Origin of the sequence: Ensifer sp. Root423 (genome assembly GCF_001426275.1) — a bacterium.
Classification (GTDB): domain Bacteria; phylum Pseudomonadota; class Alphaproteobacteria; order Rhizobiales; family Rhizobiaceae; genus Ensifer; species Ensifer adhaerens.
In genome coordinates this window covers 118,804-133,536 of record NZ_LMEG01000047.1, presented here as the reverse complement: position 1 = coordinate 133,536, position 14,733 = coordinate 118,804, and the positions used below count along the sequence as shown (strand labels likewise).

At 62.8% G+C, this 14,733-nt stretch carries 14 protein-coding genes; 4 read left to right on the top strand and 10 right to left on the bottom strand.

The genetic code is table 11. From position 1 onward, the window contains the following. Positions 1–10: 10 nt before the first annotated feature. Positions 11–1,264 (bottom strand): sarcosine oxidase subunit beta family protein, encoded by a 1,254-nt coding sequence (locus ASD01_RS33785; RefSeq protein WP_034786880.1) that lies wholly within the window; start codon positions 1,262–1,264, stop codon positions 11–13. Positions 1,265–1,588: 324 nt separating this feature from the next. Here ASD01_RS33785 and rpsU point away from each other — a divergent pair, with 324 nt between their 5' ends. From rpsU to ASD01_RS33770, 3 genes are all read left to right on the top strand, one after another. After that, a complete protein-coding gene (gene rpsU / locus ASD01_RS33780; RefSeq protein WP_034786884.1) occupies positions 1,589–1,801 on the top strand; it encodes a 30S ribosomal protein S21 in 213 nt (70 codons plus the stop codon). 263 nt (positions 1,802–2,064) lie between these two features. Further along, positions 2,065–2,952 carry a tetratricopeptide repeat protein gene (locus tag ASD01_RS33775; RefSeq protein WP_034786887.1) on the top strand — a complete coding sequence of 296 codons (888 nt, stop codon included), beginning with the start codon at positions 2,065–2,067 and terminating at the stop codon, positions 2,950–2,952. Positions 2,953–3,086: 134 nt separating this feature from the next. Next, positions 3,087–3,563 (top strand): DUF992 domain-containing protein, encoded by a 477-nt coding sequence (locus ASD01_RS33770; RefSeq protein WP_034786890.1) that lies wholly within the window; start codon positions 3,087–3,089, stop codon positions 3,561–3,563. Positions 3,564–3,675: 112 nt separating this feature from the next. Here ASD01_RS33770 and ASD01_RS33765 read toward each other — a convergent pair whose 3' ends face one another. The 6 genes from ASD01_RS33765 to ASD01_RS33740 form a co-directional block, all read right to left on the bottom strand. After that, a complete protein-coding gene (locus tag ASD01_RS33765; RefSeq protein WP_034786893.1) occupies positions 3,676–5,076 on the bottom strand; it encodes an NAD(P)(+) transhydrogenase (Re/Si-specific) subunit beta in 1,401 nt (466 codons plus the stop codon). A 10-nt stretch (positions 5,077–5,086) separates the two neighbouring features. Next, entirely contained in the window at positions 5,087–5,497 is a 411-nt protein-coding gene (locus ASD01_RS33760; RefSeq protein ID WP_034786897.1) for an NAD(P) transhydrogenase subunit alpha part 2, read from the bottom strand. Beyond that, positions 5,497–6,642, bottom strand: coding sequence for a Re/Si-specific NAD(P)(+) transhydrogenase subunit alpha (locus ASD01_RS33755; RefSeq protein ID WP_034787268.1), 1,146 nt, complete (start codon positions 6,640–6,642; stop codon positions 5,497–5,499). Before ASD01_RS33755 ends, ASD01_RS33760 begins: the two co-directional genes overlap by 1 nt. A gap of 387 nt (positions 6,643–7,029) precedes the next feature. Continuing rightward, positions 7,030–7,254 carry an aa3-type cytochrome c oxidase subunit IV gene (locus ASD01_RS33750; protein WP_034786900.1) on the bottom strand — a complete coding sequence of 75 codons (225 nt, stop codon included), beginning with the start codon at positions 7,252–7,254 and terminating at the stop codon, positions 7,030–7,032. 235 nt (positions 7,255–7,489) lie between these two features. Beyond that, a complete protein-coding gene (locus ASD01_RS33745) occupies positions 7,490–8,263 on the bottom strand; it encodes an N-acyl amino acid synthase FeeM domain-containing protein (protein ID WP_034786904.1) in 774 nt (257 codons plus the stop codon). Positions 8,264–8,495: 232 nt separating this feature from the next. After that, positions 8,496–10,805, bottom strand: coding sequence for a putative bifunctional diguanylate cyclase/phosphodiesterase (locus ASD01_RS33740; protein WP_034786908.1), 2,310 nt, complete (start codon positions 10,803–10,805; stop codon positions 8,496–8,498). Between the two features lie 429 nt (positions 10,806–11,234). Here ASD01_RS33740 and ASD01_RS33735 point away from each other — a divergent pair, with 429 nt between their 5' ends. Continuing rightward, the gene (locus tag ASD01_RS33735) at positions 11,235–11,993 is read left to right on the top strand and encodes a gamma-glutamyl-gamma-aminobutyrate hydrolase family protein (RefSeq protein WP_034787271.1); all 759 of its coding nucleotides are present in this window, start codon (positions 11,235–11,237) and stop codon (positions 11,991–11,993) included. 42 nt (positions 11,994–12,035) lie between these two features. Here ASD01_RS33735 and ASD01_RS33730 read toward each other — a convergent pair whose 3' ends face one another. From ASD01_RS33730 to ASD01_RS33720, 3 genes are all read right to left on the bottom strand, one after another. Next, positions 12,036–13,001, bottom strand: coding sequence for a 2-hydroxyacid dehydrogenase (locus ASD01_RS33730; RefSeq protein ID WP_060530584.1), 966 nt, complete (start codon positions 12,999–13,001; stop codon positions 12,036–12,038). A 27-nt stretch (positions 13,002–13,028) separates the two neighbouring features. Next, positions 13,029–14,051 (bottom strand): LacI family DNA-binding transcriptional regulator, encoded by a 1,023-nt coding sequence (locus tag ASD01_RS33725; protein ID WP_034786913.1) that lies wholly within the window; start codon positions 14,049–14,051, stop codon positions 13,029–13,031. A gap of 168 nt (positions 14,052–14,219) precedes the next feature. Continuing rightward, positions 14,220–14,717, bottom strand: a complete 498-nt coding sequence (locus tag ASD01_RS33720; RefSeq protein ID WP_034786917.1) for a MarR family winged helix-turn-helix transcriptional regulator — start codon at positions 14,715–14,717, stop codon at positions 14,220–14,222. Positions 14,718–14,733: the final 16 nt, after the last annotated feature.

Sequence of the window (14,733 nt, the reverse complement as noted above, 5' to 3'; positions counted from 1 at the left end):
CTCGAAATCCTCAGTGCGCAACGGCGGCGGCAGCCGCTTCGTCGATGAGCCGGCCGGTGCGGAAGCGCTCCAGCGTCAACCCTGCGGCGAGACGATGCGGCTCGCCCTTGGCGATCAGATGGGCGAAGAGATGGGCCGAGCCCGGCGTCGCCTTGAAGCCGCCCGTACCCCAGCCGGCGTTCAGGTAGAGGCCCGGAACCGGCGTGACACCCTGGATCGGCGAGCGGTCCTGGGTGACGTCGACGATGCCGCCCCACTGCCGCATCATCTTGACGCGGCGGAACATCGGGAAGAGCTCGCAGATCGCATCGAGCGTATGGGTAATGATCTGCAGGCCGCCGGTCTGCGAATAGGAATTGTACTGGTCGGTGCCGGCGCCGATGACGAACTCGCCCTTGTCGGACTGCGAGATATAGGCATGCACCGAGTTCGACATGACGACGCAGGGGAAGATCGGCTTCAGCGGTTCGGAGACCAGCGCCTGCAGCGGCTGGCTCTGCAGCGGCACGCGCACATCGGCCATCTGCATCAGCACCGAGGTGTGGCCGGCGGCGGAAATGCCGACCTTCTTAGCGCCGATATAGCCGCGATTGGTGTCGACCCCGACGACCCGGCCGGTCTCGTCGCGGCGGATCCCGGTCACTTCGCAGTTCTGGATGATGTGCACGCCGCGGTCGGAGGCCGCACGCGCATAGCCCCAGGCAACCGCATCGTGGCGGGCCGTGCCGCCACGGCGCTGCAGGGCCGCCCCGTTGATCGGGTAGCGCGCAGTCTTGGCGATATCGAGCGGCGGGCAATAGGCCTTGGCCTGCTCCGGCGTCAGCCACTCGTTGTCGATGCCGTAGAGACGGTTGGCATTGATGTGGCGCTTGAACGACTGCTGGTCATGGATGTTGTGCGACAGCATCATCACGCCGCGGGGCGAATACATGACGTTGTAGTTCAGATCCTGCGAGAGGTTTTCCCAGAGCTTCAGCGAATGCTCGTAGATGTCCATGCTCTCTTCATAGAGATAGTTGGACCGGATGATCGTCGTGTTGCGGCCGGTATTGCCGCCGCCGATCCATCCCTTTTCGAGCACCGCGACATTTGTGATGCCGTGCTCCTTGGCAAGGTAATAGGCTGCTCCCAAGCCATGGCCGCCGCCGCCGATGATGATGGCGTCATACTCCTTTCGCGGCTCCGGCGATGCCCAGTGCGGGCCCCATCCCTTGTGGCCGCGCAGCGCCTCGCGCGCCACGGCGAAAACTGAATATTTGCGCATCGGCCCGTTACTCCCGGTGATCATTCTCGTTGGAGTTAGAAATCGCAAATCCGAGACCTGCGCAACGTTTCTTTTGCGACGCATTTGCGTGGACTTGCGCGCAGTTGCGACATGACTATGGATCGGTTAAGCGGCGGGGGAGAAGTCGCGCGACACTCGTATCTCAGGTTTTTTTCAGCGCCGCCTCATGTCGTCGCTGGACTTTCGCCTGATGATCTGGTATCCGCTCATCTAATCGTAAAGCTTCCAGCTTAGCGAATGTCACTCTTTTGCCTCCGCACCTGACGGAGCAGCAAACAACACGAACCAAGGAACGGGATTCACGTGCAGGTACTAGTCCGCGATAACAATGTCGATCAGGCGCTCCGCGCTCTCAAGAAGAAGATGCAGCGCGAAGGCATTTTCCGCGAAATGAAGATGCGTGACTACTACGAGAAGCCGTCCCAGAAGCGCGCTCGCGAAAAGGCTGAAGCCGTTCGCCGCGTCCGCAAGCTGGCACGCAAGCGTGCACAGCGCGAAGGCCTCCTGGCTCGCTGATTTGTCGTTTTTTCGACGCTATTCGATGTAAGTCGTGGCGGGGGCGAAATATCGCCACCGCCTTTTTTTGGTATGGACATCTTTTCCGCCGACAGGCTAGCGTGCTCGACGCTGCCACCGACGGACGACCGACCGGAGTGTTTGGACCGGTGGTCTGCCAAGGCCGACTTTGGCCCGGCTTGAGGAGCCCGCGGGGAGTTCAGCGGCTCCAGAAACGGAAAGCCGATGGCTTTCGAGACCTTGTCGATTTGAGGGATCAACCTTTGACACTTGCTGCCATGACTGCGGACGTCTCCGGTTTTAATGTCCATGAGGCGTCTCGCCGCCACCAGCGCAAGCCGAGGCTTGCCGCCATGCTGCTTCTCGGCTCGGCCCTCCTCATCGCCGGCTGCACGACCGACGGTCCGGACTCCGTCACCAACAAGGTCGAGCGCGAACAGGGCTCGCAGGAAAACATCGCCTCGCTTTCGAGCGTCATCGCCTCCAACCCGAGCGATCCGGAAGGCTACAATGTCCGCGGCTCGGCTTACGGCCGCGCCGGCGAATACCGCCGCGCGATTGCCGATTTCGACCAGGCGATCAAGCTGAACCCGCGCTTCTACCAGGCCTATGCCAACCGGGCGCTCGTTCATCGCAACATGGGCAATACCCAGGCAGCGCTTGCCGACTACAACACGGCCCTGCAGCTCAACGCCAACTACGACGTCGCTTATATCGGCCGCGGCAATCTCTATCGCCAGGCCGGCCAGCTCGATTCCGCCTTCAACGATTTCAACAAGGCCATCCAGCTCGATACCACCGATCCGCGCGCCTATCACAATCGCGGCCTGATCTACCAGGCACGCAACCAGCACGGTCAGGCGATCGAAGACTTCTCGACCGCGATCTCGCTGTCGCCGAGCTCGCCGGAACCCTATAACGGCCGCGGCATCTCCTATGTCGCGCAAGGCGACGACGACAACGCCTTCTCCGACTTCAACACCGCGATCAACCTGAACGGCAAGGTCGCCGAATCCTGGGCCAACCAGGCGCTGATCTACGAGCGCAAGGGCGACAAGGCCAAAGCGTCGAAATCCTATTCGCACGCGCTGCAGCTCGACCCGAAATACGAGCCGGCCCGCGCAGGCCTTGCCCGCGTCAAGGCATCCTGAGCCAACCCGTTCACGCATTTCGAAACGCCCGCGACCGCATCGCGGGCGTTTTCGTTTGCAGGCATTGCCCCTGCACAGCGGAACCTTCCTGCCCGCCATCCGTTTGCTTGAAGCATCAAGAACGGAGACTAGCCATGATCAAACGAACCCTCGTCACTGCGCTGGCGCTCGCCGCGCTTGCCACGGGCCCGGCCGCCGCGCAAAACTATGTCGCCCTTGGCCGCCTCGTTTGTGGTTCGGAAGGCGGCACTGGCATGATCCTGACCTCAACCAAGAACCTGATGTGCACCTTCACGCCCACCAATGGCGCACCGAAGGCCGTCTATGCCGGCACGATCCGCAAGATCGGCATCGACATCGGCAAGACGGGAAAGAGCACGATGATCTGGGACGTGCTTGCCAAGACAGGCACACCGATCAGCGAATTCGCGCTTGCCGGTGAGTATTACGGCGTCGGCGCCGATGCGAGTCTCGCCGTCGGCGGTGGCGCCAAGGTGATCGGCGGCGGCACCAACAAGGCGTTTATGCTACAGCCGGTCAATGTCCAGGTGCAGGAAGGCCTGAACCTCGCCGTCGGCATTGACGAGCTGACACTGGCACCGGCTGGCTAAGTCGACCTGGACTAAAGCTCGACACATCGCCGCATACGGCGCGCGCATCTCCTTCAACGCGAAACGCCCGCCGAAAGGCGGGCGTTTCTTTATCGGTCGATGCGAGCAGCCCTCAGGCGTGCAGCGCCTTGACGATGTCTTCCGTCACCTTCTTGGCATCACCAAGCAGCATCATCGTGCCGTCCTTGTAGAACAGCGTGTTGTCGATGCCGGCATAGCCGGAGCCGAGCGAACGCTTGACGAACAGGCAGGTCTTGGCCTTGTCCACGTCGAGGATCGGCATGCCGTAGATCGGCGAGGACTTGTCGTCGCGCGCCGCCGGGTTGGTGACGTCATTGGCGCCGATGACATAGGCGACATCGGCCTGCGCGAACTCGGAATTGATATCCTCGAGCTCGAACACTTCGTCATAGGGAACGTTTGCTTCCGCCAGCAGAACGTTCATATGGCCGGGCATGCGGCCCGCGACCGGATGGATCGCATATTTGACCTCGACGCCGGCCGCCTTCAGCTGATCGGCCATTTCGCGCAGCGCATGCTGCGCCTGAGCAACCGCCATGCCGTAGCCGGGCACGATGATCACCTTGGAGGCGTTCGCCATCAGGAAGGCCGCGTCATCGGCCGAGCCCTGCTTGACCGTGCGCTGGACGCCGTCGTCACTGCCGGCCGCTGCTGTCTCACCGCCGAAGCCGCCGAGGATGACCGAGATGAACGAGCGGTTCATGCCCTTGCACATGATGTAGGAGAGGATCGCACCGGACGAACCGACGAGCGCCCCGGTGATGATCAGCGCCAGGTTGCCGAGTGTGAAGCCGATGCCGGCCGCCGCCCAGCCCGAATAGGAGTTGAGCATCGAGACCACCACCGGCATGTCGGCGCCGCCGATCGGAATGATGATCAGCACGCCGAGCGCCAGCGACAGTGCGACGATCAGCCAGAACACCGTCGTGCTCTGGGTCAGGACCAGCATGATCACCAGCACGACGAGCGCCGCGGCCAGACCGGCATTGATCGCATGGCGACCCGAAAGCATGATCGGCTTGCCGGACATGCGACCGTCGAGCTTGAGGAAGGCGATGACCGAGCCGGTAAAGGTGATCGCGCCGATGGCGACGCCGAGCGACATTTCGACCAGCGCCTGCGCGTGGATGTCACCGATCGTACCGATGCCGAAGCTTTCCGGCGCATACATGGCGGCAGCCGCGACCATGACGGCCGCAAGACCGACCAGCGAGTGAAAGGCAGCAACAAGTTGCGGCATCGACGTCATGGCGATGCGGCGGGCGATGAACGCACCAATACCGCCGCCGATGGCAAGGCCAAGCACGATCAGCATCAGGCCACCGAAGCTCGGCTTGGCGAGCAGCAACGTCGTGACGATGGCGATGCCCATGCCGACCATGCCGTAGGTATTGCCCTTGCGGCTGGTGGTCGGATGCGAGAGGCCGCGCAGCGCCATGATGAACAGGACGCCGGAGACGAGATAGAGGAAGGCTGCGAAGTTGGCGTTCATCGGGCCGGCCTCACTTGTCTTTTTTCTTGTACATGGCCAGCATGCGCTGGGTGACGAGGAAGCCGCCGAAGATGTTGACCGAGGCCAGCACCAGCGCAATGAAGCCAAAGCCGGTCGCCAGCCCCGAGGCGGAAATGCCGACCGCCAGCAGGGCGCCGACGACGATGACCGAGGAGATCGCGTTGGTGACCGCCATCAGCGGCGTGTGCAGCGCCGGCGTCACCGACCAGACCACGTAGTAGCCGACGAAGATCGCCAGCACGAAGATCGCCAGGCGAAAGACGAAGGGGTCGATCGCCCCGCCGGTGGCGCCATGGGCGACGGCACCGGCCGCATCCGGCACATACTCGGCCGCGGTGCGGACCGCTTCCACCGCCCGGTCGAGATCGGCGAGCGCCTTGTCGAGAAGTTCATTCGCCATCACTTGTCCCCCTTGCTGGCGCCGAAGTTCGGATGCACGACCTGACCGCCATGGGTGAGCGCCGTCGCCTTGACGAGCTCGTCTTCCATGTTGAGCGCGAGCGCCTTGGTCTCCTTGGAGACCATCGTCTCCAGGAAGGTGACGAGGTTCTTGGCATAAAGCCCGGAGGCGGAAGCGGCGATGCGGCCAGGCACATTCAGATGGCCGATAACCTTGACGCCTTCGACCTCGGCGACCTTGCCGGCCTCTGCCCCCTCGACGTTGCCGCCGCGCTCGACCGCAAGGTCGACCGCGATCGAACCGGGCTTCATGCTCTTCAGCATCTCGCGGGTAACGAGCCGCGGCGCCGGGCGGCCGGGGATAAGCGCCGTGGTAATAACGATGTCCTGCTTGGCGATATGCTCGGCGACAAGTGCTGCCTGCTTGGCCTGATAGTCCTTGGACATTTCCTTGGCGTAGCCGCCGGCGGTCTCAGCCGCCTTGAACTCGTCGTCCTCGACGGCGATGAACTTGGCCCCGAGCGAGGCGACCTGCTCCTTGGCGGCGGGACGCACGTCGGTTGCCGAGACCACGGCCCCGAGACGGCGGGCCGTCGCGATCGCCTGCAGACCGGCAACGCCGGCGCCCATGACGAAGACCTTGGCGGCAGGAACCGTGCCGGCCGCCGTCATCATCATCGGCAGCGCCCGGTCATATTCGTAGGCCGCGTCGATGACCGCCTGATAGCCGGCGAGGTTGGCCTGGCTGGACAGCACGTCCATCGACTGCGCGCGCGTGATGCGCGGCATCAGCTCCATCGCAAAAGCGGTCAATCCGGCATTCGCCATGTCGGCGATCGCCGCCTCGTTGCCGTAGGGATCCATGATGGCGATGACGATGGCGCCGGACCTGTAGCCGGCAATCTCGACACTCGTCGGCCGACGGACCTTGAGCACGACATCCGCCGCCCTGTAGTCTGCCGTCGTGCCGATCCGGGCTCCGGACTTTTCGAACTCGGCATCCGGAATGCGCGACAGAAACCCGGCGCCCGCCTCGACGACGACGTCGAAGCCGAGACCTTTCAGTTTCTTCACAGTATCCGGTGATGCGGCAACGCGACCCTCATTCGGATCCGTTTCCTTGGCGACGAAGACGATCTCGCTCACAAGTCCCCCCTCCTGGCCGCAATCGAGCCAGGGCCGGAATGCGGGCATTCTCTCCGACTGCAAAGCGGGTGGCCTACCGGGCCGACACGCCCTCATGTGCGCGGCACACCTGTGCCCGGCGCAATCGTCTGGAGCAAGCCATCGCCTGGATGCGGGACCTTTGGCGATCCACCGGCATCGAGCCGCAATCGGGCTCTGCGGGCCTGCTGTCCACTCCTCCCTCACTCGGGTGAGGACTATCCACCTCTGCCCTACGACGGGCATCCGGGCCTCAAGCCATATGCGTCGGCACCTCCAGCCGGCGACATGCAGCTTCTTCCGGGCAAACGCCCGGTCGCCGAGGCAGCACGGTGTGCGCTCCCTCAACAGTCGGTTTGGTCGCGCCGATTAGCGAAGGAAGAAGAAACCGGCGACGTTGATCAGAATGAAAAGCACGATCGAGGAGATCAGGCCCATCGTCGTGAAGAAGCCGGCAGCCATCGCGATCAGCAGGGCGACGCAGAAAAGCGTGCCGTACTTCGAGGCACTCAGGAACATGAGGTAGGTCTTCTCGTGTTCCGGATAGTCCATCGGAGCGCCCACATCGACCGGTCCAGAATGATGCTCAGCCATCGTTCAAAATTCTCCCTGAATGCCGCGGCGCCACCTTGGGGTCATCGCCGCCCCTATCGAAGCATGGTCTCGCGAAAAGCCGCGAAACCCTTATAGCTGCCCTTACACAATGCGCACGGCTGGCGCAACGAAAACCCGTTCTTTAGCCGTGCCTGATGGGGCGAAATGTCACGCCACACAGCAAGGTGCGGCGCGCCTCGACGCGCCCCGAATTCGCATTCGCAATCGAGGCCGCTTACCGGAAGACGGACGTCCGGTAGGAGCGGCCGTAGCCGGTCTGCGCCATGCGCGCGGTCGGCAGGATCGTCAGCGGCGCAAACGGCACCTCGCTGCGGTCGGCAAACATCATGCGGCGTTCGAACGGTTCGGAATCGAAGACCGGGTAGCGGTCGAGGATCGACGGCCGCTGCCCCCGCACCTGTGCCACCAGAAGCGCGCCGTCGGCATTGTAGACACCGAGGTTCTCGCGCTTGGCGACAACCGTCTCCGACGCAAAGATGCGCTTGTAGAAAGCCGCGTGGCGCGGACGGCAGGCCGTCAGGCAGCGGTCGGCAGCGAAGTACTCGCACGCCATCGCGACCGGTCGCAGCGTCAGATAGGGAAGCGCCCGCATCTCGTCGCCGATCACGTCAGGATCGACCGCCAACCGGCCGGGATCGACCAGCACCATGCCGGCATCGAGGAACGCGTCGATCTCGGGAGCGAAGATCATGCCCGACGTGCTGGCGCGATGATCCGGCGTCACATGATGAACGCGCACGGTGCTGACAAGCACTTCGTCGAGATAGAGACCGAAGACATAGGCGTGACTGTCGAAATCGAGATCGTCGATCAGCGTCGAGCCGGTCAACTCCATCAGATTGACGGACTTGTAGGACTTGTAGCGCAGCCGCGCGATGTCCTCCATGTCCTCGCCGGTTTCGACCCGCCGGTATTCGACGCGATCGAGCAATTGCATCAGTTTTTCAGAAAAGCGCCCAGGCTCAGCCTGGTGAATCGTCTCACCCATACTCAACACCTCATGGTTAACAAATCGTTAACCTATTGACGGGTGATGGGGCGGCAACCGCAAATCGAAACAGTTCACCGTTAACTTTTCGTTAACCATAAAAATTCGTGAACTTATTTGCTCGATTTGAAATCAAGCGCACCAAAGCGGAATCAATTTGGCGCACCTAATCAATGACTTGCTACCGGAAAACCAGTAGTAAAACAGGACAGTTTCCAGAAGATTTCAGGGGTTAGGCGATGCGCTTGCTGGTGGTTTTTGCGCCTCGTTTTGGCACACCATTCTTGCAAAGCGTAGCAATGGCCGAAGCCGGCATGGGCGCGGCAAAGACGAAGCCCTGTATCAAATCGGCACAATTGTGCTCGTTGATAAGTTGTAGCTGGTCCGCCGTCTCGACACCTTCGACGACGATGCGCAGGCCGAGCGCGCGGGCAAGGTTGGCGGTCCCACGCAGAAGCTTGAAGCGCCGAGAATCCTCGCGGATGTTGCGCACGAAGGAACGGTCGATCTTGATGATGTCGACCGGCAGCGCATCGAGATAGCTGAGGCTCGAGTAGCCGGTGCCGAAATCGTCGATGGCGATCGTGATGCCCAGTCCGCGCAGTTCGCGCAGGATCGCCTGCACCTTCAGCGGCTCGTCCATCAGGCAGCTTTCCGTCACTTCCAGATGCAGCCGCGCGGCATCGAGACCGGTTACGCGAAGTGCGTCCGTGACCATGACCACGATTTCGCTGCTGCGAAGGTCGAGCACCGACAGGTTGACCGACACCGATACGTCGCCCGGCCAGTTCATGCAGTCCCGGCACGCCTGATCGAGAACAAAGCGGGTGATTTCCGTGACCAGCCCGAGCTCTTCGGCAAGCTGGATGAATACGTTCGGCGGCACCGGCCCGCGTTCCGGATGGGTCCACCGCGCCAACGCCTCGCAGCACTCCACGCGCCCGCCGTTCGGGGCGAACATCGGCTGGTAGGAGAGCGTCAGGCTGCGGGCGTTGATCGCCTCGCGCAGGTCGGCCTTCAGCTTCTGGCGATCGACGTAGCGTGCATCCATCTCGGCCTCGAAGGCCGTGCAGCCGCCGCGGTTGCGCAGCTTTGTTTCCGAAAGCGCAAGATCCGCCTTGATCTGCAAGTCCTCGAGCTTGAGGTCGAGGCTCGAAGCGATGACGATGCCAGCGCTCATCGTCATGCTGAAGGTGAAGCCGCCGGCTTCGTAAGTGTCGCGCAGATCGGCATGAAGTCCGCGCATCCGCTCTTCGAGTGCAATAGCGTCACTGCCACCGGGAATGAACACGACGAACTCGTCGCCCATCAGCCGCGCGACGATCGCATCGTCACCGGCAAGCACCCTTAGCCGGCCGGCAATCGCATGAAGCAGTCTGTCGCCGACGATATGGCCGCGCATGTCATTGACGTGCTTGAATTCCGTTACGTCGAGAACCATCAACCCGACCAACCGTTCGGCCGTGTCGTCCGCGCTCACCGTCGCCTGCACCAGCTCCCCGAAATAGTCGCGGCTCGGCAGCTGCGTCAGCTTGTCGAACCGCACCATATGCAGGATCTGCTTTTCCGCCTGGACGCGCGCGGTCACGTCTTCAAAAATCAGCACCGTGTCGCCGTTATCGCGGCGGCTCGCCGAAAATTCCAGATGCAGCTCTTCGCTGACGGGGATCAGCACCTGCGGCCGCTTGCCCTTGAGCAGAAGGTCGAGCTGGCGCGAAATGGCCTTGGTCTTGTCCGGATCGAGCCGCATGCGCCGGGCGCCGCGCCGGATCACATCATCGAGCAACCAGCCCTTGAGTTCGGTGCGGTCGCCGAGGGCCAGCAATTCGCAGGCCCGCTCGTTGGCGACGACCACCCGGCCATCAGCATCAAGCATGAACAGCCCATGCGTCATGTTGTTGAGCGCCGTGTCGAACTGGCCGGCGATCGTGGCGATCTCGCGCGCTGCCATCACGTTTTCATAGAGGAAGGCGCGCACATTGTTGGCCATCATCCAGGTGGACAGGATGAAGGGCAGGATCAGCACGGCAAGCGCCAGCATGAACACGTCCTGCAGCGTGATCAGGCCGATGACGATCGGCAGGCAGGCCGAGGAAGACAAGAGGAGCACGGCCCGCTCGGAGCCGTAATTGCGACCGACGAGCGAAATCATCGACGCAAGCGTCACCGAAATGGTGGCGAGCTCGGAAAAGGGGTCCTGGCTGATGGCGATGGCGTAGCCACAGGCAATACCGCAGGTGAGCGTGACGCTGACGCCGCCGACGATGTAGCGGTTCTCCCACTTGCGGACCATCGCCCGATCGGCATTGGAGAAATCCTGCCGGTCGAACCGCGCCATGTCGAGATTGCGCAGCGCCCAGAGGACGAAGATCACACCGGAGCAGGCGAGATAGAGCGGATCACTGGTTTTCAGATAGACGAGCAGGAACGTCACGACATGCGACAGCATGCCGATCACCAGCGTTTTGCGATGTTCGTAGAGCGAGCTCACGGATGACAGATACACGTCAGTCGGAAGAGCGCTCTGTCCAAGTCGCATCATGAACCAAGCTCCGGTTTACCGGATTGTTAGGGGTGATGACTTAACGAAAGATTTCGTCTAACGCCCCGAAAAATGTACCGAATCCCAGCAAAACCACGGGTCTTCGCCGAAATCTCCCAAGAGTTCAACTCAGTAGTGCGAACCGCACGGGACAATACTCGGTTTCTACAACCAAACATAGGCATTCGCACAATAAAACGGCTTGATCGCAACTTCGACAATTCTGCGACGCCCGTAGATGATCCCAAACTTGCGCCTGTGATGGTTACTCGTTCTTGAAGAAATACCTGCGATTTCCTGCCGTTTCGGATCGCTCCTCCTGTCTCGCTGCCCGGGATCGGCGCGACGATCGCGCTCACCACCTTCTCAGTTGACTTTCATCTGCAACTGAAGGCAAGGCTTTTCTCAAGCATCCAACGGAGCCTGATGATGTCGAAACCTGTCGTTGCCATCCCGTGCGATTTCCGCGAATTCGACGGCAATGTCTGGCATGTCGTTGCCCATCAATATGTCCGCGCCGCCGTCGAAGGCGCCGGCGTCATGCCCTTCCTCATCCCGGCACTCGAGACCGGCAACGACATCGACGAGATCCTCGACCGCGTCGACGGCGTGCTGGCAAGTGGCGCCCGCTCGAACGTCCATCCCTCGCTTTATGGAGCCGAGGCCAAGGAGAGCGACGGCCCCTTCGATCCCGGCCGCGACGCGACCAGCCTGCCGCTCATCACCCGCGCGCTGGAGCGCGGCGTGCCGCTTCTCGCCATCTGTCGCGGCATTCAGGAACTGAACGTCGCGCTCGGCGGCACGCTCGCCTCCGAAATTCAGGACCAGCCGGGCATCTGGGATCACCGCAAGCCCGACGTGAAGGAACTCGACGTCGCCTACGGCATCCGCCAGGACGTGATCGTCAAGGAAGGAAGCTGCCTCGCGCCGGTGCTCGGCGCCGGCCGCATCCGCGTCAACTCGCTCCATCGCCAGGCGATCGGCGCTGCCGCGCCCCGTCTTGCGGTCGAAGCGGTTGCCGACGACGGCACGATCGAGGCCGTCTCGGTGATCGGCTCCAAGGCCTTTGCCGTCGGCGTGCAATGGCATCCGGAATATTGGGTGCGCACGGACACGCCGTCGGCGAGCCTGTTCAAGGCGTTCGGCGATGCGGTCAGAACCTACGCCGCCGGTCGTCTGGCCGCCTGAGCTATCTGTTTGACCTTGCGCCTGGCGCGTCGACGTCGGGCCTTAGTCCGCGCGTCGCGTGAACGGTGTTTCCGGCACGGGCGTCAGCGCTTTGCCGGTCGAGAACCACGCCACGACGTTGTCGGCGACGAGGTCGGCCATGGCGTTGCGCGTCACCACCGAGGCAGAGGCCACGTGCGGCAGGAGCGAAACATTCGGCAGCGCCACAAGCGCCTCCGGCACCTGCGGCTCGTTCTCGAAGACATCGAGACCGGCACCGGCGATCACGCCCGCCTGAAGCGCCGCGATCAAGGCCTGTTCGTCGACCGTCGAGCCGCGTCCGACATTGATCAGCACCCCATTGCCGCCAAGCGCGGCAAGCACCTCGGCATTGACCGTCCGCCGCGTCGCCTCGGTGCCGGGTACGATGACAACAAGCGTGTCGACCGCAGCTGCGAGCCCCGTCAGCGTCGAATGGTAGGCATAGGCAAGGCCTTCGCGCGGGCTGCGCGTATGGTAGGCGATCGATACGCCGAAGGCTTCGAGCCGCTTGGCAATCGCAAGACCGATGCGTCCAAGACCGTAAAGACCGACGCTTCGACCCCGCAGCGACAGCGGAGATAGCGGGAACGCGCCCTCGCGGCTCCAGCGACCTTGGCGCAGCCATTGCTCCGCCTGCGGCAATTGACGGAGCGTGTTGAGCAGCAGCCCGACCGCGGTATCGGCCACTTCTTCCGTCAGGACGTCGGGCGTGTTGCTGACGGCAATTCCCTTGGCCGCGGCATGCCCGACCTCCACCCCGTCGTAGCCGACGCCGAAATTGGCGATGATCTCAAGCTGCGGCAGGGCGTCCATCAGTGCAGCCGGCACGCGCCCGGAAACGGCGATCGCCTTGACGTCCTGCATCTGCGGCGTCACCAGCGTCGCATCGGCACCTTCGATCCGCACCACGTCGAACCGTTCCGCCAGACGATCGATCACCCGCGGATTGATTTTTCCGGGCACGAGAACGCGAATGCGGGCAGACATGGCAATTTTCCTTGCGGGTGATGGACCTCAGGCGATGACCCGCAAGGGGCCGGTCGACTGCCGGATGCGCATCTCCGGCTTGATCAGGTGAATTCCATCCGGCTCATGGCTGCCGGAGAGCTTGTCGAGTAGTGCGCGGGCAGCACTGCGGCCGACATCGGCCTGCCCATTCCAGACGGTGGTGAGCGCCGGCGTCGCGATCGACGCCTCTTCCAGGTCGTCGTAGCCGGTCACGGAGATGTCGACGCCCGGCACGAGGCCGGCGCGCGCGATGCCGTTCATCATGCCGATCGCCACGAGGTCGTTCCAACAAACGACCGCGGTCGGCTTCTGCGGCAGCGAAAGCAGGTGCACTGCGGCCTCGAAGCCGCCCTGCTTCGTGCGGGGCCCGGGAATGCGCAGTTCCGGATCGACCTCGATGTTGGCCTTGCGCAGCGCGTTGACGTAGCCCTGGTAGCGGTCGCGTCCGGTGGAGGTCTCGTCCGTGCCGCCGACCATGGCGATGCAGCGGTGGCCAAGGCCGATCAGGTGGTTGGCGGCAAGCGAGATGCCGTAGGCGTCGTCGCCGCGGAAGATCGGCACGTCCACGCCCTCGATCGAGCGGGCGATCAGGATCGCCGGCATGCCGTTGTCCTCGGCGAGCTGGATGTCCTCCAGCGGCGTGCCGATCGCCGGCGACATGATGACGCCGTCGCCGCCGAGCTGCAGCAGCGTCTCGATGAAATCGCGCTGCTTGTCGACGGAATCGTAGTGATTGGAAAGAATGAAGGTCTGCTTGTCGCGGTCGAGTTCGGCCTCGATCGCCTTGAGGATTTCACCGTAGAACGGGTTCATGATGTCGTGCACGACGACGCCGATGATGCCCGATCGCGATGTCCTGAGACTGGCGGCGCGGCGGTTGTAGATATAGCCGAGCGCGCGCGCCTGTTCCTTGATCTTGTCGCGGGTGACCGTCGCCACCAGCGGGCTGTCACGCAGGGCCAGGGATACCGTCGCCGTCGAAAGACCGAGTGTTTCCGCGATCGTCGAAAGCTTGACCTTTTGCGCCACGATGCCCCCTGTAAGCCCTGTTTCGCCCCATCCGCACGAACCCCAGCCAGGAGCGGTGCGTCAAACGTTCGGCATCCTTCGCGCGCCTGTGAGACGGCGCGCGTGCCATAAATTTAAATCCCTATTTAAACTGTTTAAATCGCCGCGGCAATATGCGGCAAATCCGGTTCAGTCGGCCGCGCGCGCAGCCTGGAGATTGCTGTCAACGGCGCGCAGCAGCTTCATCAGCGTGCGAACCTGCTTGTCGGTCAGACCACGGGTCGCGAGCTTTTCAGAATGCTGACCGGCCTCGGCGATCGTCTGCAGCCGGTTGCGGCCGGGCTCAGTGAGATAGACCTTGGTGAGCCGTGCATCATCGTCGTCCGGCCGCCGCTCGAGAAAGCCCTGCGCTTCCATGCGGCCGATGGTGCGGGTCATGGTCGGCGCCTTGACGCCGAGCTTGACCGCGAGCCCGCCGGCCGTCAGACCGTCGGTCTCGGCCAGCGCCAGCATGACGCCATCCTGTCCGGCATAGAGGCCGCTTTCGAGCAGATTGCGGGAGAGCACGGTGCGCATCGACCGCGCAGCCTGGACAAGGACGGCGGCAAGATCGTGAGGCTCGATCAGGAGCTCGTCCTTCTTCTTGCCGTTCTTGCCCTTCTTTTCGGCCTTGTTCTTCTTGCCCATTGGACCTCCTGCCGAA